This is a genomic window from Herbiconiux dendrobii, assembly GCF_052048175.1.
Taxonomy (GTDB): Bacteria; Actinomycetota; Actinomycetes; order Actinomycetales; family Microbacteriaceae; genus Herbiconiux.
In genome coordinates, this window is sequence record NZ_JBLZQV010000002.1 from 581806 (window position 1) to 600375 (window position 18570).

General features: G+C 71.2%; 16 protein-coding genes. 5 read left to right on the plus strand and 11 right to left on the minus strand.

Features of this window, described 5'->3' with window-relative positions:
* Positions 1-27 precede the first annotated feature (27 nt).
* Positions 28-1992 (plus strand): cell wall-binding repeat-containing protein, encoded by a 1965-nt coding sequence (locus ACN4JJ_RS07645; RefSeq protein ID WP_440709312.1) that lies wholly within the window; start codon positions 28-30, stop codon positions 1990-1992.
* A 32-nt stretch (positions 1993-2024) separates the two neighbouring features.
* Here the strand turns inward: ACN4JJ_RS07645 and ACN4JJ_RS07650 are convergent, their stop codons facing one another.
* Complete coding sequence (locus ACN4JJ_RS07650) at positions 2025-4337, minus strand: HAD-IC family P-type ATPase (RefSeq protein WP_440709313.1); 2313 nt, start codon at positions 4335-4337, stop codon at positions 2025-2027.
* 78 nt (positions 4338-4415) lie between these two features.
* Here ACN4JJ_RS07650 and ACN4JJ_RS07655 point away from each other — a divergent pair, with 78 nt between their 5' ends.
* On the plus strand, positions 4416-5009 hold the full coding sequence (locus tag ACN4JJ_RS07655) for a hypothetical protein (protein WP_440709314.1): 594 nt from the start codon (positions 4416-4418) through the stop codon (positions 5007-5009).
* Here ACN4JJ_RS07655 and ACN4JJ_RS07660 read toward each other — a convergent pair.
* The 6 genes from ACN4JJ_RS07660 to ACN4JJ_RS07685 form a co-directional block, all read right to left on the minus strand.
* The gene (locus ACN4JJ_RS07660) at positions 5006-6082 is read right to left on the minus strand and encodes a threonine aldolase family protein (protein WP_440709315.1); all 1077 of its coding nucleotides are present in this window, start codon (positions 6080-6082) and stop codon (positions 5006-5008) included. The genes ACN4JJ_RS07655 and ACN4JJ_RS07660 overlap by 4 nt on opposite strands.
* A gap of 91 nt (positions 6083-6173) precedes the next feature.
* The gene (locus tag ACN4JJ_RS07665; RefSeq protein ID WP_440709316.1) at positions 6174-7259 is read right to left on the minus strand and encodes an ABC transporter permease; all 1086 of its coding nucleotides are present in this window, start codon (positions 7257-7259) and stop codon (positions 6174-6176) included.
* Entirely contained in the window at positions 7256-8152 is an 897-nt protein-coding gene (locus ACN4JJ_RS07670) for an ABC transporter ATP-binding protein (protein WP_440709317.1), read from the minus strand. The genes ACN4JJ_RS07665 and ACN4JJ_RS07670 overlap by 4 nt, the downstream gene beginning before the upstream one ends.
* Before the next feature lie 178 nt (positions 8153-8330).
* A complete protein-coding gene (locus ACN4JJ_RS07675) occupies positions 8331-8924 on the minus strand; it encodes an alpha/beta hydrolase (RefSeq protein WP_440709318.1) in 594 nt (197 codons plus the stop codon).
* Positions 8921-9874, minus strand: a complete 954-nt coding sequence (locus tag ACN4JJ_RS07680; RefSeq protein ID WP_440709319.1) for a dioxygenase family protein — start codon at positions 9872-9874, stop codon at positions 8921-8923. The genes ACN4JJ_RS07675 and ACN4JJ_RS07680 overlap by 4 nt, the downstream gene beginning before the upstream one ends.
* A 3-nt stretch (positions 9875-9877) precedes the next feature.
* Positions 9878-10951, minus strand: coding sequence for a maleylacetate reductase (locus ACN4JJ_RS07685; RefSeq protein ID WP_440709320.1), 1074 nt, complete (start codon positions 10949-10951; stop codon positions 9878-9880).
* 141 nt (positions 10952-11092) lie between these two features.
* Between ACN4JJ_RS07685 and ACN4JJ_RS07690 the strand changes: the two genes are divergently transcribed.
* Both ACN4JJ_RS07690 and ACN4JJ_RS07695 read left to right on the plus strand, forming a co-directional pair.
* Positions 11093-12046: a VOC family protein gene (locus ACN4JJ_RS07690; RefSeq protein ID WP_291052931.1), complete on the plus strand. Its 954-nt coding sequence runs from the start codon at positions 11093-11095 to the stop codon at positions 12044-12046.
* A 133-nt stretch (positions 12047-12179) separates the two neighbouring features.
* The gene (locus tag ACN4JJ_RS07695; protein ID WP_440709321.1) at positions 12180-12314 is read left to right on the plus strand and encodes a hypothetical protein; all 135 of its coding nucleotides are present in this window, start codon (positions 12180-12182) and stop codon (positions 12312-12314) included.
* Positions 12315-12395: 81 nt separating this feature from the next.
* On the opposite strand, the gene ACN4JJ_RS07700 is transcribed toward ACN4JJ_RS07695, so the two are convergent.
* From ACN4JJ_RS07700 to ACN4JJ_RS07715, 4 genes are all read right to left on the minus strand, one after another.
* Positions 12396-13205, minus strand: coding sequence for a response regulator (locus tag ACN4JJ_RS07700; protein WP_440709322.1), 810 nt, complete (start codon positions 13203-13205; stop codon positions 12396-12398).
* Positions 13202-14575 carry a sensor histidine kinase gene (locus tag ACN4JJ_RS07705; RefSeq protein ID WP_440709323.1) on the minus strand — a complete coding sequence of 458 codons (1374 nt, stop codon included), beginning with the start codon at positions 14573-14575 and terminating at the stop codon, positions 13202-13204. The genes ACN4JJ_RS07700 and ACN4JJ_RS07705 overlap by 4 nt, the downstream gene beginning before the upstream one ends.
* Before the next feature lie 122 nt (positions 14576-14697).
* Positions 14698-15534: an SDR family NAD(P)-dependent oxidoreductase gene (locus ACN4JJ_RS07710; RefSeq protein ID WP_440709324.1), complete on the minus strand. Its 837-nt coding sequence runs from the start codon at positions 15532-15534 to the stop codon at positions 14698-14700.
* Positions 15527-17029 carry a DUF6421 family protein gene (locus tag ACN4JJ_RS07715; protein ID WP_440709325.1) on the minus strand — a complete coding sequence of 501 codons (1503 nt, stop codon included), beginning with the start codon at positions 17027-17029 and terminating at the stop codon, positions 15527-15529. Before ACN4JJ_RS07715 ends, ACN4JJ_RS07710 begins: the two co-directional genes overlap by 8 nt.
* A 197-nt stretch (positions 17030-17226) precedes the next feature.
* Here ACN4JJ_RS07715 and ACN4JJ_RS07720 point away from each other — a divergent pair, with 197 nt between their 5' ends.
* Positions 17227-18567, plus strand: coding sequence for a cell wall-binding repeat-containing protein (locus ACN4JJ_RS07720; protein WP_440709326.1), 1341 nt, complete (start codon positions 17227-17229; stop codon positions 18565-18567).
* The last annotated feature ends 3 nt before the right edge of the window (positions 18568-18570 follow it).

Sequence of the window (18570 nt, forward strand, 5' to 3'; positions counted from 1 at the left end):
TCATAATTAATGAGATATGCTCGGATAATGAACAGCCGTCACGAGAACCGTTACCGGTTCCCCTCCCGACTTCTCGCGGTGCTCGCTGTGACGCTGGCGGCGGTGGGCGGGGTGCTGAGCTGCGGCCCGACCGCTTCCGCCGTGGCACCGCGCACCGTGTCGATGACGCAGACGGCGTCGACCGTACTGTCCGGGGCGACGGGGTGTGGGGGCATGGTCGTCGATTCGGTGCGTCAGCGTGCATACATCCTCTCGTACCCCGCATCCACTCTCGAGGTGTTCGATGTCTCGGGGGCGAGTCCGGTGCATCTCGCCTCGATCGGGCCCATCGTGGGAGCCCGGCAGGTGGCGGTCAGTGCCCGCACGAACGAAGTCGTCGTGGCCGGCGGGACGTCGTCGGGGGTCCTCTCCGTGATCGACACCGACCCGTCCTCACCGACGAACAATCGGGTCGTCGCGAGCATCCCTACCGACGGTTCGATGGGAGCCTCCTACGTCGATGTGTCACCGGACGGCATCGCTTTCGTGGGGCACTCCTTCGTGAACGCCCTCGCCGTGGTCGATCTGAAGACGCGCGGGGTGAAGACGATGACGACGCCGAACGGGCTGAGCGATGTCGAGGTCGACCAGCAGACGGGCGTCGCCTACCTCGCGAACTTCTACGATCAGAGCATCTCCGCCGTGCGCTCGGACGGCACGATCTCCACGACCTCCATCGCGCCCGACACCCCCCGGGCGATCGCCGCAGCCCGGGGGCTGGTGATGGTGGCGGTCGAAGCTCCCGACCGCCACAACTTCGTGGAGAGTTTCGATTCGCAGACGTGGACCCACGTGGCGAGCTCGCCGGATGTCGGTTCAACGACCCAGAACCTCGAGGTCGACCCCGACCTCCGTCTGCTCTACATCGCCGCCTTCACGAAGAGCGACCCCGCGGTGCGAGCCTTGCGGCTCGGCACGCTCGAGCCGCAATTCGCTTCACCGGCGGTCAGCAGCGACACCCGCATCGCTGTCGACCGGCGAACCCATCGTGTCTTCGTGAGCCAGGCGCTCGCGACGGTGACGACCAACACGATCGACGTCGCACCTCAGCGTGGCGTCGCCAGGATCGGGGGTGCAGACAGGTTCGAGGTGTCGGCGGACGTGTCCGCCGATTCATCCGCCCCAGGCGTGCCCGTCGCCTATCTGGCATCGGGGCTCGTGTTCCCCGATGCCCTCTCGGGCTCGGCGGCGGCGGGTGCGGTGGGAGGGCCGGTGCTGCTCACGGGTCGGGATTCGGTGCCTCCGGAGATCCTGCGGGAGCTGATCCGGCTCCAGCCGCAGCGGATCGTGGTGCTCGGAGGACCGGCGTCCATCTCTGAGACCGTCATCGACACCGTGAGCGCCGTCGCGTCCACGACTCGGATTGCGGGAGCCGACCGGTTCGAGGTGTCGGCCGCGGTCTCGTCGGCGACCTTCGCTCCAGGGCCCGCCGTCGCCTACGTGGCATCGGGTCTGGTCTTCGCGGATGCCCTGTCGGGTTCGGCCGCAGCCGGTCGCGAGGGGGCCCCCGTCCTTCTCACGCTGAAAGACGCACTTCCCGAATCGATCGGAGCCGAACTGCGTCGGCTCCATCCGGCCGCGATCGTGGTGCTCGGCGGCGTCAACAGTGTCTCCGAGGCGGTGGTCGGTGCTCTCGGGTCGATCGCACCCACCACGCGCATCGCCGGGGCCGATCGGTTCGATGTGTCGGCGGCGGTGTCTGCGGCCACCTTCGGTGACGGCGCCCGTACCGTCTACGTGGCCTCAGGTGGAGTCTTCCCCGACGCCCTCTCCGGATCGGCGGCAGCAGTCGAGAACCGCGCGCCGGTTCTGCTGACGACGCGCGATGCGGTGCCGTCGGCGGTTCTTTCCGAGATCGATCGGCTCAAGCCGACACGCATCGTGCTGCTCGGTGGTCCGAACTCCGTGTCCGATGCCGTGAATGCGATCCTGGCAAGCCATCTGGGTCCCTGACGCGTTCCTTCAGGCGACAGCCCGGTGCGGTGCTACGCCCTCGGGCGGAGGTCGAGACGGCGCAGGAGCTGCGCGTTCGCCGCGACGATGATCGTGGAGAGCGACATCAGAACGGCGCCGACGGCCATGGGCAGGATGAAACCGACCGGCGCGAGCACCCCGGCCGCGAGCGGCACCGAGAGCAGGTTGTAGCCGGCGGCCCACCAGAGGTTCTGGGCCATCTTGCGGTAGCTCGCGCGTGACAGCTCGATCACCGAGGCGACCGCACGCGGATCCGAGCCGGCGAGCACCACGCCCGCCGAAGCGATGGCCACGTCGGTGCCGGCACCGATCGCGATGCCGACGTCGGCCCTGGCCAGCGCCGGGGCATCGTTCACGCCGTCGCCGACCATCGCCACCGTTCGGCCCTCGCCCTGCAGCTCGGCGACCTTGTCCGACTTGTCGCCCGGCTTCACTCCAGCGGAGAAGCGCTCGATGCCCAGCTCGGCCGCCACCGCACGAGCCACCGGCTCGGCGTCGCCCGTGATCATCACGACTTCGACGCCCCGCGAGCGGAGGGCATCCACCGCCGCCCTCGACTCGGGACGCAGGGCATCCGCCAGCTCGATCCGGCCGATCACGGCGTCGTCGCGTAGCACGTGCAGCACCGTACGGCTTGCGGATACCGCGGGGGTCGCAGGCCCTGCCGTGCCGGAGGCGGTTCCGGCCACCGAAACGCCACCGGCGCCTGCGGCCCCCGAGATGCCACCGGCGCCTGCAGCCGCCGAGATGCCACCGGCGCTCAGTGATCCCGGATCTCCCGTGACGCCGTTCACTCCAGCGAGCCCGCGGCCGACCTCCGGCGCAGAGGCGGTGCCCGGGTTGCTCGCCCGAGCAGCTGCGTCCGCGGCGATCCCCCGCTGCTCGAGCAGGCGCGGGCCACCCACACGGATGGTCGCGCCGGCGACGGTCGCCGAGACCCCCACCGCCGTCGACGCCTCGAAATCGGCGGCGACCGGCACCGCGAGCCCGCGCGAGTGCGCCGCCTCGACGATGGCCCGGGCGAGTGGATGCTCGCTGTCGGCCTCCGCGGCCGCGGCCAGCGCGAGCACCTCGGCCTCGTCGTGCCCTCCGGCCGCGAGCACGGCGATGACCGCCGGCTCGCCCCTCGTGAGTGTGCCGGTCTTGTCGAAGAGCACGGTATCCACGGTGCGCATCGTCTCCAGCGCGAGCCGGTCGGTGATCAGGATGCCGGCCTTCGCGGCGCGCTCGGTGGCGATCGACACCACCAGCGGGATCGCCAGGCCGAGCGCGTGCGGGCACGCGATGACGAGCACCGTGATCGTGCGGATGACCGCGTCGTCGGGACTGCCGACCAGCGTCCAGACCACCGCCGTGATCACCGCCGCCGCCAGCGCGAACCAGAACAGCCAGCCGGCCGCCACGTCGGCGATCCGCTGCGCCCGCGAACTCGAGTTCTGCGCCTGCGTCACCAGGCGACGGATGCCGGCCAGCGCCGTGTCCTCGCCCACCGCGGTGATCCGCACCCGCAGTGCCGTGTCGGTGGCCACCGTGCCCGCGACCACGCGGTCGTCCGGGCCGCGCCGCACGGGCACGGACTCGCCCGTGATCATCGACTCGTCGACATCGGCCGTCCCCTCGACGACCTCGCCGTCGGCCGGCACCCGGGCGCCGGGACGCACGATCACGAGATCGCCGATCCGCAGCTCGGACGGGGCGACCGCGGTGATCGACGTGATCGCCGGGGACGTCGCATCCGGTGCCGTGACGTCGATCCGCTCGGCTTCGTCGGGGAGCAGCGCCGCGAGGGAGTCGAGTGCGCTGGTGGTCTGCGCGAGCGAGCGCATCTCGATCCAGTGGCCGAGCAGCATGATCACGATCAGCAGGGCGAGCTCCCACCAGAAGTCGAGCTGGTGGTCCAGGATGCCGAGGGTCGCGCCCCACGAGGCCAGGAAGGCGACCGTGATGGCGAGCGCGATCAGCAGCATCATGCCGGGCCGGCGGGCGCGCAGCTCACCGGCGGCACCGGAGAGGAACGGACGGCCGCCGAGCAGGAACATGATCGTGCCGAGGACGGGGGAGATCCACGTCGTCCAGCCGTCGGCCGGCAGCGGATAGCCGAGGATCATCGCGAACATCGAGCTGAAGCCCACCACGGGCAACCCGAGCACGAGCATCACCCAGAACAGCCGCCGGAACTGCCCGGCGTGGTCGCCGTGCCCCGCGTGGTCGTGCCCGGCGTGCCCGGAGTGGTCGTGCCCGGCGGCGGTGTGCACTCCGTGATCGTGGTCGCCGCGCTCCGTGTGCTCGTGCGGTGCCCGTCCGGTGTGCAGTTCGCTGTCCATGCCTCGAAGCTATACCCCCTAGGGGTATTGCGCAACACGCTCTGCCACGGCGAACCGCGCGGTGCTACCGTGAGGCTCGTGTCAGGGTCCGAGCCGTCCGCACCTGCCGCGCGAGCATCCGACCCTCGCGCGCCGCACGCTCGCGCCGACGCCTCGTCGCGCATCACCGGCGTGATCGTGGTCGGCATGAGCGTGGCGGTGTGGTGGCCCGCCTTCACGCTCGGCGCCTGGGGCGACTTCTTCTTCGATCAGATGCTCACGGTGTGGGCGGCCGCGACCGGTGCGCTGATCGTGGTGCTCATCCAGCCGCGGGGGGTGCCCCGGATCGGCCGGGCGCTCGCCCTGCTCATCCCGAGCCTGTGGCTGGCGCTGTCGTTCACGCAGTGGGAGGACGACAGCAACCTGGCGGCGATCATCGTCACCACGATCGGCATCCTCGTGGGCATCCTGGCGCTGCCGACGACGATCTGGGTGCTCGCCCGCATCATCTGGCCCGAGTTCGGCGATGCCATCTCCTGGGGTCGCCGCTTCGTCGTGATCGGCGCGGTGCTGCTGATCGCGCTGGCGTCGTTCTTGCTGGGGCTCAACCAGTCGCGCTTCCTCACCTGCGGCGACTTCAGCATCAGCGGCAACTCCGAGCCACCGGGCTGTACGCCCGGCGACCCGGGTTAGTCGGCCGGTACAGCCTCGAGCTCGCGGCGCACGGCGGCGGCGAAGGCGTCGACGTCATCCGGAGTCGTGTCGAAGGCGCACATCCAGCGCACCTCGCCGGTGGCCGGGTTCCAGTCGTAGAAGCGGAACGACTCGCGCAGGCGGTCGGCCACGCCCGCCGGGAGGGTGACGAACACGGCGTTCGCCTGGGTGTCCTGCGTGAACGCGAGCCCCGGCAGGCCGTCGACCGCTGAGCGCAGTCGGGCGGCCATCGCGTTGGCGTGCGTCGCCGAGCGCAGCCACAGGTCGGAACCGTACAGCGCCATCAGCTGGGCCGACACGAAGCGCATCTTCGAGGCCAGCTGCATGTCGAGCTTGCGCAGGAACGGGATGCCGTCGACCGCCGCCGGGTTCAGCACCACGACGGCCTCGCCGTAGAGCAGGCCGTTCTTGGTGCCGCCGAGCGAGAGCACGTCGACGCCGGCGTCCGTGGTGAACGCCCGCAGCGGCACACCGAGCGACGCCGCCGCGTTCGAGATGCGCGAACCGTCGAGGTGCACCCGCATGCCGAGCGAGTGCGCGTGGTCGGCGATGGCCGCGACCTCGTCGACCGTGTAGGCGGTGCCGAGCTCGGTGGTCTGCGTGATCGAGACCACCAGCGGCTGGGCGCGGTGCTCGTCGCCCCAGCCCCAGGCCTCGACGTCGATCAGTTCGGGCGTGAGTTTGCCGTCGGGCGTGGGCACGGTGAGCAGCTTGAGGCCGGCGACCCGCTCGGGGGCGGCGTTCTCGTCGGTGTGGATGTGTGCGGTGGTGGAGCAGACGACGGCCCCCCAGCGCGGCAGCATCGACTGCAGGCCCACCACGTTCGCCCCGGTGCCGTTGAACACCGGGAAGGCCTCGGCGGCGTCGCCGAAGTGGCCGCGGATCACCGACTGCAGCTCCGCCGTGTAGACGTCTTCGCCGTACGCGACCTGGTGGCCGCCGTTGGCCGCCGCGATCGCCGCGAGCACCTCCGGATGCGCGCCCGCGTAGTTGTCCGAGGCGAAGCCGCGGTAGCCGGTGTCGTGCAGGGTGGTCACGCTGTTCTCGCTCACCCTTCCAGTCTGCCAAACGGGTGAGGGGGGATCCGCGCTCGCATCGCGCGAATCCCCCCTCAGCACGCTCGAGTCGTGCGTGCCGTGCCGCTCAGCCGCGCAGCGCCTCGCTCAGCTTCACGCGGGTACCGGTGCGCAGCAGCGAGTTCGCGTAGATGCGCGAGCCGATCGCGATCACCAGCAGCGTGGTGGCGAGCAGGATGGCCAGCGCCACCAGCGGCTCCCACCACTGCGCGTCGCCCAGGAACAACCGCAGCGGCATCCCGATCGGCGCCGAGAACGGCACGTACGACATCACGGCCATCACGCTCTCGTTGGAGTTGAAGAAGATCACCAAGAAGTACGGGATCATCACGAGCATCGTTACCGGCGAGGTGACCGAGCCCACGTCCTCCTGCCGCGACACCAGCGCCGCCGTGGCCGCGTAGAGCGCGGCGATCAGCACGAAGCCGAACACGAAGAACACCACGAACCAGGCGATCGCCGCCCCGAGCGCCCCGAGCAACGCCGATTGCCCGGTGATGGTCAGGCCCAGCGCCGAGATCACGGCGATCAGCGCGATCTGCCCGAACGCCAGGATGCTGTTGCCGAGCACCTTGCCGGCCATCAGCTGCCGGGCGGTGATGGTCGACAGCAGGATCTCCACCACGCGGGTCTGCTTCTCCTCCACCACGCTCTGCGCGATCGTGCTGCCGAAGGTGACCGCCGACATGAAGAACACCACGCCGAACGCGATGCCGATCAGGTAGGTGAGGAAGCCGTCGTTGGAACTCGGATCGAGCAACTGCACGGGCGGCGCGACGCTCAAGAGCTGCACCACACCGGTGGGCGCGGCATCTAGGGCCACGATCTCGTAACCCAGGGGGCCGGATGCGGGAACCACGGCCGCGTCGACGGTGCCGTCGCGCACGAGCTGCTCGGCATCCTGAACCGAGGTGGCGGTCGTGAGCTCGAGCGCGCCCGACGTGCCGAGGGACGACACCGCCGAGGAGGTCTCCGACACCACGGCCACTTTGGGCGCCGACGCCGAGGCGCTGAGGATGCCGCCGGCGATGATCGAGGCGAGGATGGCCAGCATCAGGATGCCCGTGGAGATCAGGAAGGCCTTGCTGCGCAGGCGCATGCTGATCTCGCGTCCGGCGACGAGCCGGACGGCCTGGGGTGCGGCGATGCTCATTTCACGACCTCCTTGAAGATCTGGGCGAGGGTGGGGCGTACGGGGGCGAAGCGGCTGACGGCGCCGGCGGCGAGGGCGCGCTGCAGCACGGACTGAGCCGCCTGCTCGCCCACGCTGCCGTGCTCGACCTCGAAGAGGGCGTAGCGGCCGTCGAGCTCGATCACGCTCACGCCGGGCTGCTCGCGCACCCAGCCGGCGTCGCCGGAGAGCTCGATCTCGTAGCGCGGTTCGGAGTGGCTCTCGCGCAGCTGCTCGCGCGATCCGCCGGCCCGGATGCGGCCGTCGGCGATCACCACGAGGTCGTCGCAGAGCCTCTCGACGATGTCGAGCTGGTGCGAGGAGAAGAGCACGGGCGCGCCCTTGGCGGCGTGCTCGGAGAGCACCGCCTGCACGACCTCGACGGCCATCGGGTCCAGGCCCGAGAACGGCTCGTCGAGCACGAGCACCTCCGGGTCGTGCACCAGCGCGGCGGCGATCTGGGCGCGCTGCTGGTTGCCGAGCGAGAGGCTCTCGACGGTCGCCGAGGCCCGTTCCTCGAGGCCGAGCCGCTCGAGCAGAGTGGTGGTGCTCGCGGTGGCGGCGGCCTGGCTCATGCCGTGCAGGCGGCCGAGGTAGACGATCTGCTCGGCCACCTTCATCTTGGGGTAGAGGCCGCGCTCCTCCGGCATGTAGCCGAACAGCGCGCGATCGGCGGGGGTGAGCCGCCGCCCGTCGAGCTCCACGTGCCCCGAGTCGCTGGAGAGCACCCCGAGGATGATGCGCATCGTGGTGGTCTTGCCGGCTCCGTTGCCGCCGACGAAGCCGGTCATCCGGCCGTCGCCGACCGTGAAGCTGACGCCGTCGAGCACCTTCCTGGTGCCGAACGAGCGGGAGATGTCGTGCACGTCGAGCATGATGTCCCTTTCCCTCCGAGGCCGAGCTGGTGGGCCTGAGTCCACGCTAGGCCGGGGCGGTCGGCGAGGGCATCCGCCGCGAGGATGGTCGCGCGGAGCCGCGCTCCGCCGCGCGGTGGAGGCGCAGGCCGAGCGACCGGATGCCACCGGACCGCGCCACACCGGGCGAGCCTCGGGACTAGGGGAAGAGGGGGGCGAGCACCTCGTCGGCCAGCCGGATGGCGGCATCCGTCACCTCGTGCACGTCGCCCGGCTCGACCAGCAGGCGCGCGCTCGCTCCGGCCGAACCGGCCACGGCGATCGATTCCAGCGTGCGGGACAGCGGAACCCAAGGGTCGTCGGTGTGCGTGGCGAACGCGAACGGCATGCCCTCGAGCCCGGCGGGCCGCGGAATCGACGTGCCGACGGGGCCGATGAAACCGCCGGTGAGCGCGATCACGGCGGCGTAGCGCCGGGGACGGGTGAGCGCCGAGTGGGTGAGCAGGCAGGCGCCCTGCGAGAAACCGAGCAGCACGATCCGCTCGAGCGGCACGCCGGTGGCCAGTGCCTCCTCCACACAGGCGTCGACCCGGTCGAGCGCGATGTCGAGGAACGGCTGGTTCTCCTCCACCGGGGCGAGGAACGGTTTCGGGTACCAGGAGCGGCCTTCCGCCGCGGGGGCGATCACGGTGAGGGACGAGCCGATCGCGAGGCGGTCGACGACGCCGCGGATGAACTCCGGGTCCTGGGTGCGGCCGTGCACCGCCACGACGGCGCCGCGGGGCGCGCTCACGAGGCACCGCCCGGCGCCAGCACGATGTCGAACACGCCCTCGCTCCAGCCGCTCGCGGTGGCCCGCGGGTGCGGGGCGGCTTCGCCCGGCGGATGCTCGGTGAACGGCACGATCAGGCTCTCCCGCACGCCGAACACGGCATCGTCGCCGAGCCACTCGTCGCCCGCCACGAACAGGTGCGTGACGAGCGTCTCGTAACCGGGCGCCGACACCAGGAAGTGCACGTGCGCCGGCCGCATCGGGCTCCGCCCGGCGGCCTTCAGCAGATCGCCCACCGGCCCGTCGTCGGGGATGGGGTAGGCCGCGGGCTGCGCCGTCCAGAAGTCGTAGCCGCCGTCGTCGTCGGTGAACAGGTGCGCCCGGCCCGACATCGGGCCTCCGGCGTACTGCACGTCGTAGAAGCCGTCGTCGTCGGCCGCCCAGACCTCCACCCGCGCACCGGCCACCGGCTCGCCGTCCGTGCCGGTGACCCGCCCGTGCAGGTGGCAGGCGCGGCCCTTCACGTCTTCGCCGATGTCGTCGCCGTTGTGGATGAGGGGCGCGTCCTGCACGAAGAACGGCCCGAACACGGTCGACTCGGTGGCCGTGGAGACGGCGGGGGAGTTCACCGTGACGGTCATCATCGAGGCACCCAGCACGTCGGAGAGCAGGATGAACTCCTGCCGGGTGTCGTCGGTGATGTGCCCGGCGCGGGTGAGGAAGGCGATCGCCGTGTCCCACTCCGCCTGGGTGAGCCGCACCTCCCGGATGAAGGCGTGCAGATGGCGCACCAGGCTCTGCATCACCTGGCCCGAGCGGGCGTCGGCCGATCCGTCGAAGCCGGCCACCACCTCAGCGGTGAGGGCGTCTTCGCGGGCCGCCTGCTCGCGGGCGTCGCGCGCGTCGCGCGCGTCGCTCTCGTCGTCGGCGCGGCCGGCCCCGTCGGCGTCGCGCGTCTCATCGGTCGCCACGGCTCAGGCCTCCGGCCCGTAGGCGGCGGTGAGGATGGCGGCCACGTCGTCCGGCGTCACCGGCCGGGGGTTCGGGATCGGCAGGCGGGCCGCCACGATCTGGATGCCCTCCGCCAGCTGCGCACGCGTGAGTCCGAGCTCGGCCAGCGTGCTCGGCGCATCGATCTCGGCGTAGAGCCGGCGCAGGCCGGTCACGGCGTCGTCGGCGTCGAGGGCCCGCGCCATCGCCTGCGCGTCGGAGTCGCCGAGCCCCGGAGCGTTGAAAGCCAGCACGTGCGGCAGCACCACGGCGTGAGTCTGCGCGTGGGGCAGGTCGAAGGCGCCGCCGAGCGCGTGGCAGATCTTGTGATGGAGTCCGGATCCCGCGACCGCGAACGAACTGCCGGCGAGGTAGGCGCCGTACAGCAACGAGTCCTCACCGTCCGCTGCGGCCGCGCCCTCGGCTCCGCCGGCGCGAGCGCGCATGCCCGCTGCCAGGGCGCGTATTCCTGCAGCGGCATGCAACGAGGTGACGGGGTTCGCGCCGGGCCCCCAGAACGCCTCGACGCAGTGCGCCATCGCGTTCAGTCCCGAGGCGACAGCCATGCCGGCGGGCAGGGTCTGGGTGAGAGCGGGGTCGTAGACCACGGATGCCGGCAGCACGCGCAGGTCTGTACCGGTCTCCTTACGGGCATCCGTCGTCAGGCCCCAGACCGGGGTCATCTCCGATCCGGCGTAGGTGGTGGGCACGGCCACGATCGGGAGGCCAGACGTGAGTGCGACGATCTTGGCGGTGCCGGTGGTGGAGCCGCCGCCGATCGAGAGCAGGCCGTCGGCGCCGGCCGAGGCCGCCGCCGCGCGGGCGCTCTCCGCCACCGCGTTCGGCACATGCATCCGCACGCCGTCGAACACCGTCACGATGCGATGCCGCACCCCGGCCGTGAGCCGCTCGGCCAGGGCCGCTTCGCCCTCGCCGGCCACGAGCATCACGCGCTCGAGACCGAGGCGCTCGAGCTCGGAGGCGATCAGATCGGCCGCTCGGTCACGGCCGAAGGCCACGCGGCCGGGGAGTGCGGTGTAGGAGAAGTCCAGCGTCATTGCGGAACGCCCTTTCCAGGGTCGAGGTGTCACCGTCCATTTTCATGCTTGCGCATCGAAACAGGCGGTCTACTATGAGTAGTCAGTCCTATCGTATGACAATCTGACTGCCGAACAAGCACTGATCAAAGGAGATCACCCATGACCTACGTCGCCGGCTCGCACCACGTCACCCTGTCGGTGGGCCACGCCCAGGAAGACGTCGACTTCCACACCAAGGTGCTCGGGATGCGCTTCATCAAGAAGACCGTGCTCTACGACGGCTCCGCGCCCGTCTACCACCTGTACTACTCCAACGCCAACGGCGATCCCTCGGCCGTCATCACCACCTTCCCCTGGGCGCAGGCCGGCCTCTACGGCACCCGCGGCACCAACCAGGCGCGCGAGGTGCTGCTCTCGGTGCCCGTCGGCTCGCTCGAGTTCTGGTCGAAGCGTCTCACCGAGCACGGCATCGACAACGGCTTCGCCGACGGCTTCGGTGCCCGCCGCCTCAACCTGGCGCACCCCTGCGGCATCGAGTACGTGCTGGTGGAGAACGCCGACGACCCGCGCGAGGGGTTCACCGGCAACGGCGTGGGCATCGAGAACGCGGTGCACGGAATCCACGGCGTGGGCATCCACGTCTACGACCACAACCGGATGGTGGACTTCGGCCAGGAGGCCTTCTTCGCCACCGGCGACATCCTGGAGGAGGGCGACCGCGCCCGCTTCCAGGTCGGCGAGGCCGCCTTCGGCAACTTCATCGAGCTCACCGGCAACCGCACCGACGAGCAGGGCACCTGGCGCTACGGCGCCGGCGCGTACCACCACTTCGCCTGGAACATGGACACGCTGGAGAACCAGAACGAGGTCAAGTTCGACATCGAGGGCGCCGGCTACACCGACATCTCCGAGCTGAAGGACCGCACGTACTTCAAGTCGCACTATGTGCGCACCCCCGGAGGAGCGCTGTTCGAGCTCGCCGTGACGCACAACGAGGGCGGCTGGGACTGCGACGAGTCGCCCGAGGAGCTCGGCCGCGCGTTCATGCTGCCGCCGCAGTTCGAGACCGAGCGCGACTCGATCATGGCGAAGCTGGAGCCGATCGAGGCCTGAGCCGCGACGGACCGAGCCTGGCAGGGGTGCCGATTCGCTGGCAATGTCGCGAATCGGCACCGGCCGGTCCACCGGGGGCATACCCTTCGAACACCGGGCCACCGTGGCTCCGTCTGTCCGTATGGAGGATCACATGGCCGAGAAGACCCAGCGCAAGGCCGTCGCCAAACCTGCCGCACGCTCCCTCAAGGAGAAGCGCGCCGACAAGAAGGCCAAGAGCGACAAGCAGGACCACTCCGACGCGGTTTCCAACGTCAAGAAGAAGTAGCTCCCCGAGCCCCCGTCGACCCGTCAGTCCGTCCCGTTATCCACCTGCCAGAACGGGACCAACTGACGGGTCGACGTCGTCTCAGCCTCGGCCCGGGACTGCCACGCCGTTCTCGTAGGCGAACACGACGGCCTGGATGCGGTCGCGGAGGCCGAGCTTCTGCAGGATCTTCGACACGTGCGTCTTCACCGTGGCCTCGCCCACGTACAGCTCCGTCGCGATCTCGGCGTTCGAGCGGCCGGCGGCCAGCAGCTGCAGCACCTCGCGCTCGCGTTCGGTGAGGTCGTCGAGCGCCGCCGAGGCCGCGCGGCGCGATCCGCCCCCGGCGGCTCCGGCTCCGGCTCCGGATGCCCCCGGCCCGGGTGATCCGGGCGATCCGGAGGTTCCGGATGCCCCGGACCCGGCGCCCGACGCGACGAACCGCTCGATCACCCGCCGCGTCACATCCGGCGACAGCAGCGCATCGCCCCGCGCCACCACCTGCACCGCCGCCACGAGGTCTTCGGGCGAGGAGTTCTTCAGCACGAAGCCGCTCGCCCCGGCCGAGAGCGCCTCGAAGAGGTAGTCGTCGCGGTCGAAGGTGGTGAGCACGAGGATGCCGGTGCGCACTCCGGCGGCGATCAGTTCGCGGGTGGCGGCGAGGCCGTCGAGCTCGGGCATCTGCACGTCCATGCAGACCACGTCGGGGGCCAGCCGGGTCACCAGCTCGACCGCCTGCCGCCCGGTGGCCGCCTCGCCCACCACCTCGATGCCGTCTTCGGACTCCAGGATGATGCGCAGCCCCACCCGCACGAGGTCTTGGTCGTCGGCCAGCACCACCCGGATGGTGGCGCTGCCGGTGGTGCTGCCGAGGGCGGCGCCGGAGTCGTCGGTATCGGTGTCGTCGGTCATGCTCGATCTCCGTGGTCCGGCCGCCGGCGCACGGCGGGGTCGAGGGGGAGGCGGGCCCGCACGCGGTAGCCGCCGCGGGACTTCGGGCCCAGCTCGATCTCGCCGCCCACGGCGGCAACCCGCTCGCGCATGCCGACCTGGCCGAGGCCTCCGCCGCCCGCGCCCGAGGTGCGGCCGGCTGCCGCGGAGCCCACTCCGGTGTCGCTGATCTCCACTTCGATGCCCGAGTCGAGGTAGCGCAGCCGCAGATCGGCCGAGGCGCGCGGGCCACCGTGCTTGCGCACGTTCGTGAGCGCCTCCTGGCTGATCCGGTACACGCTGAGCCCGATCACCGGCGGAACGGGCAGCGGCTGCCCGATGGTGGAGAACTCCACCGGGAGCCCGGCCGCCCGGGCGGAGGCCACGAGTTCGTCGAGCTGCGCGATCCCGCGGGTGGAGGCGGCGCCGGCCGGCTCCGACACGGCGGCGTCGGCACCGTCGCGGGTGCGCTCGCCGACTCCGTCGCCGTCGCCGTCGCCCTCGCGCAGGGCGCCGAGCATCCGGTGCAGCTCGTCGACGGCATCGCGCGCGTTCGACTCCACGGCCTCCAGTGACTCGCGGATGCGCGGGTCGGCCGCTCCCTCGGGCATGGCCTTCGCGAGCATCCGCCGGGCCGCCCCGGCCTGCAGCCCCATCACCGACACGTGGTGCGCCACCACGTCGTGCAGTTCGCGCGCGATCCGCACCCGCTCGAGGGCCACGGCCTGGCGGCCGCTCACCTCGCGCTGCAGCTCGAGCTCGCGGGTGCGTTCGATCAGGGCCTCGCGCTGCCGGGCCGAGTTCCACGAGGCGTTGCCGAACACGAAGGAGGCGCCGAAGTAGAGCACGTTGATGAGCAGCGAGATCAGCCCGAGCGCCATGAACTGCGACAGCGGGCCCTCGTGCGACACCTCCGGCCCGTTCGCCGGGTTGAGCGCCTGATAGATCAGCACGCCGATCAGCCACAGCACCATGCCGGTGCCGATCACGATGCGCTCGGCCGTGGCGAGCATCCGGTTCCGGCCCCAGGCGCCCACCGAGTACAGGGCGAGGAAGAGGCAGATGTTGGCGAACAGCGTCTCGGTGATGCCGGAGTACTGGCCGACGACGAAGGTGACGGAGATGACGAGCGCGACGATCTCGGGGAGGCGCCGGCGGAACGCCAACGAGCCCGCCATCAGCACCGACCAGCCCAGCGCGAGCGGCCAGGGGGCGTGGCCCGTGTTGTAGGCACCGGCGTAGAGCATCGTGCTGCCGAAGGCCGCGACCGTGAGCACCGCGGCCACGATGGCATCGCGCCGGTAGCCGGCGCCGTCGGGGCGCGGGCGCATCCACTCGTCGGTGCGGCTCATGCTTCAACGCTACTCACGCCGGGGGTCCGTGCCATCCGTCGCGCGGCGGATGCAGGTGGGTCAGCCGGATCCGGCGCGGGAGGGTCAGGATCATCGGGCCGGCGACGGATGCTTCGCGCGGGTCAGAGACGGATGCGGGCGCCGTTCAGGTCGGCGGCCGGTCGCTGCCAGAGGCCCAGCACGGCGGTGGCGAGGGCGCTCACGTCGGTGAAGCCCGGAAAGGTCTTCTCGGGGGAGTCCGCGCGCATCCGCTCGTCGACCAGGGCCTTCACGACGAAGATCGTGGCGGCGGCCTGTGGGGGCGCGTCGTCGCTCGGAGCGGCGCGGCGGAAGCCGTCGGCGACCGAGCGCATCCACGATTCGGAGGCCGCCTTGGCCGCGGTGTAGCTGGCTCCGGATGCCGTGGGCGCCTCGACCGAGACCGAGGAGACGAACGCCACCCGGCCCGCCGGCGCCGCCAGAAGGGCCGGGTAGAACGCGCGGGTGGTGTTGCGCAGCGTGCGGAACGAGCGTTCCATCGCCTCCCAGCCCTCGTCGCTCTGGCCCGGGATGCCGGTGCCGCCGACCCAGCCGCCGACCAGATGCACGAGGCCGTCGACCCCGCGGCCGCCGTCTCCGAGCCGAGCGGCCAGGGCGTCGACCGCGGCACTGTCGGCGAGGTCGCACACCTCCGGCACGATGCCCGGCGCCTGGAGCTCGAGGGCGGCCAGGCGGCCGGCGTCCGAACCGACGGTCACCACCTCGGCACCGGCTGTGCGCAGGGCCGCGCAGACCGCCGTTCCGGAGGCGCTGGTCGCGCCCGCCACCACGATCCGGCGTCCGGCGACGCCGGGGGCGCCGGGGGAGTTCGCCCCTGCCGCCGCCGCATCCGTTCCGCCGCGGGCATCCACACCGCCCGCCCCCGCGCCGCCCGCCCCCGCATTGCCCGCCCCCGCGCCGCCGGCGCTCACGTCAGTCACGGCCGGTGATCCCGGCGGTGGACTCGATCACGGGGCGCATCTTCTTCTCCAGCGCCTCGTAGAACATCGAGAGCGGGAACTCGTCGTCGAGCACGGCGTCGGTGAGCCCGCGCGGCGGCCCGTCCAGCGGCAGCGCGTCGACTCCGCGGGCCCACACGCTCGCGGGGTTCGGCGTGACCGTGCTCGTCACCAGCGCGTAGGCGGCCAGCCAGTGCGCGGTCTTCGGGCGGTCGATCGAGCGCCAGTACAGCTCGTCGATGGCGTCGCTCAGCGCGAGCACGGCGTCCGCCACCTCGGGCCAGTCGATGCGCAGCTTGGTGTCGGTCCAGTGCAGCACGCCGCGCTGGTGCAGCCAGGCGAACAGCAGCTGACCGCCGAGGCCGTCGTAGTTGCGCACGCGCGATCCGGTGATCGCGAAGCGGAAGATGCGGTCGAACAGCACCGCGTACTGCACGAGCTTCGCGTGGTCGAGCAGCTCGGCGTCGGCCGGGGTGCGCTCCGGGTCGCTGCCGGGCGTGGCATCCGCCCCACCAGGAGCATCCGCCCCACCTGGAGCATCCGGGGTGCTCAGCCGGCGCTCGATGCGCACGGCCTCGCGGAACGCCGTGAGGTCGCAGCGCAGCTCTTCGAGCGAGTACAGGAAGTAGGGCATCCGCTGCTTGATCATGAACGGGTCGAACGGCAGGTCGCCGCGCATGTGCGTGCGGTCGTGGATGAGATCCCACATCACGAAGGTGCGCTCGGTGAGTTGCTGGCTCTCCAGCAGGCGCACCGCGTCGTCGGGCAACTCGAGGCGGGTGACGGATGCCGCCTCCCGCAGCACGCGGCGGAACCGCGCCGCCTCGCGGTCGGCGAAGATGGCGCCCCAGGTGTAGGCCGGGATGCTGGAGGTGGCCACCGACTCGGGGAACAGCACGGCGGAGTTGGTGTCGTAGCCGGCGGTGAAGTCGAGGAAGCGGATGGGCACGAAGAGCGCGTTCGAATAGTCGCCGGCCTCCAGGCCCGCGATGAAGTCGGGCCAGATGACCTCCACCAGCACCGCCTCGACGTGCCGGTCGGTGCTGCCGTTCTGGGTGTACATCGGGAACAGCACGAGGTGCTGCATCCCGTCGGCGCGGTGCGACTCGGGGTGGAAGGCCACGAGCGAGGCCAGGAAGTCGGGGATGCCGAAGTCGCCGTCGGCCCAGCGCGCGAGGTCGTCGCGCACGGCGTCGAGGTAGTCGCGGTCGTGCGGGAAGCGTGGGGCGAGGGCGCGGACGGCCGCGGCGATCGTGGCGACGTGCTCGCGGGCGGCCGGGTGGTCGACGGGGTCGGGAACCGAGCCGTCTTTCACCTGGAGGGGCTGGAGGGCGGCGACGGCGCCTTTGAGGGCGAGCCAGTGCGGCGACTCTTCCACGGCACCGGCGATCGCGGCAGCGTCTTCGACGACCTCGGGTTCTCCGATGATGGACTCGGCGCGGGCGGCGTGAGTGCTGGTGCGGGGGTGTGCGGACATGGTGGAACCTCCAATCGGTCGTCCCTTCCAGGCTAGGTGCAAGGGATTCGCGCTTCTTTGACCTGTGCGGTGTTCTCGTGCGTCTTGTCCCGATCCCCGCGCAGATTCCCGGCGCCCATTTGGCCCTAGCGCATCCGGCGGCCGGGGTGCATTGTTAATGAGCAAGTCTCACCTACCACGTTCGAAGGAGATCGATCATGCTTCATGCCCCACGCCGATCCGCCCCCGGGTTCCGCTCCCGTGCCGCGACGATCGCGACGGCCGCGGCCGTCGCAGCCGGTCTCGTGCTCGTCCCCTCCGCCGCGCACGCGGAGACCCCCACCGCCGCGAACGACGCCTATTCGGTGGGCGCCGATTCGGTCTTCACCACGGCCGCCGGTCTCGGCGTGCTGGCGAACGACCTCGGCCTCGACGTCTCGGCTCTCGTGCAGGTGCAGGGTGCCCCCGCGCACGGCACGCTCGGCACGATCGGAGCCGGAGGGGCCTTCACCTACACGCCCGCCGCCGGCTACCTGGGGGTCGATGTCTTCACCTACTGCATCGCCCTGCCCGTGATCGGCTGCGTGAGCGCGAACGCCACGGTCACGCTCACCGTCACCGGCACGGTCGAGCGCATCGGCGGTGCCGACCGCTACGCCGTCTCGGCCAACGTCTCGGCCGCGAAATTCGCGCCGAACGTGCCCGTCGTCTACATCGCGTCGGGCGAGGTGTTCCCGGATGCGCTCTCGGCCTCGGCGTCGGCCGGGGCGAAGGGCGGCCCGGTGCTGCTGGTCTCCAAGGGCGCGATCTCCGATGTCGTGGGTCTCGAGCTCACGCGGCTGAAGCCGCAGAAGATCGTCGTGATCGGCGGCCCGAACACCATCGACCCCTCCGTCGAGGCGGCGCTGCAGGGCTACGCACCCGCCGGCGCCGTCTCGCGCATCGGCGGCATCGACCGCTATGCCGTGTCCGCGGGCATCTCCCAAGCCACCTACAGCGGCGCGACCGATCCCGGAGTGCCGGTCGCCTACGTCGCGTCCGGCGAGGTGTTCCCGGATGCGCTGTCCGGTTCCGCCGCGGCCGGCCTCAGGGGCGGCCCCGTGCTGCTGGCGTCGAAGGACGTGCTCCCCGCGGTCGTGGCGGCCGAGCTGGCGCGCATCGCACCCGCCAAGATCGTGATGCTGGGCGGCACGAACAGCCTCGCGGCCACGGTCGAGACATCGCTGAAGGCGATCGCGCCGACCACGCGCATCGCGGGCGCCGACCGCTTCGACGTCTCGGCCGCCGTCTCGGCCAGCGCGTTCCCGGTTCCGGGCACGCGCACGGTGTACGTGGCCTCGGGGGCGGTGTTCCCGGATGCCCTCTCCGGCTCCGCTGCGGCGATCAAGGGTCAGTCCCCCGTGCTGCTGGTCACCAAGGATGCGATCCCGACCGTGGTCGGCACCGAACTCGACCGCATCGCCCCCACGCGCATCGTGGTGCTCGGCGGTGCCAACACGATCTCCGATGCCATGATCGAGCTGCTGCGGGCACACCTGCAGACCAAGCTCACGCGGTAGGCC

Coding starts and splice junctions, on each gene's coding strand:
- ACN4JJ_RS07645 (WP_440709312.1), top strand. CDS start 28: ATGAACAGCCGTCACGAGAACCGTTACCGGTTCCCCTCCCGACTTCTC.
- ACN4JJ_RS07650 (WP_440709313.1), bottom strand. CDS start 4,337: ATGGACAGCGAACTGCACACCGGACGGGCACCGCACGAGCACACGGAG.
- ACN4JJ_RS07665 (WP_440709316.1), bottom strand. CDS start 7,259: ATGAGCATCGCCGCACCCCAGGCCGTCCGGCTCGTCGCCGGACGCGAG.
- ACN4JJ_RS07670 (WP_440709317.1), bottom strand. CDS start 8,152: ATGCTCGACGTGCACGACATCTCCCGCTCGTTCGGCACCAGGAAGGTG.
- ACN4JJ_RS07685 (WP_440709320.1), bottom strand. CDS start 10,951: ATGACGCTGGACTTCTCCTACACCGCACTCCCCGGCCGCGTGGCCTTC.
- ACN4JJ_RS07690 (WP_291052931.1), top strand. CDS start 11,093: ATGACCTACGTCGCCGGCTCGCACCACGTCACCCTGTCGGTGGGCCAC.
- ACN4JJ_RS07695 (WP_440709321.1), top strand. CDS start 12,180: ATGGCCGAGAAGACCCAGCGCAAGGCCGTCGCCAAACCTGCCGCACGC.
- ACN4JJ_RS07700 (WP_440709322.1), bottom strand. CDS start 13,205: ATGACCGACGACACCGATACCGACGACTCCGGCGCCGCCCTCGGCAGC.
- ACN4JJ_RS07705 (WP_440709323.1), bottom strand. CDS start 14,575: ATGAGCCGCACCGACGAGTGGATGCGCCCGCGCCCCGACGGCGCCGGC.
- ACN4JJ_RS07715 (WP_440709325.1), bottom strand. CDS start 17,029: ATGTCCGCACACCCCCGCACCAGCACTCACGCCGCCCGCGCCGAGTCC.
- ACN4JJ_RS07720 (WP_440709326.1), top strand. CDS start 17,227: ATGCTTCATGCCCCACGCCGATCCGCCCCCGGGTTCCGCTCCCGTGCC.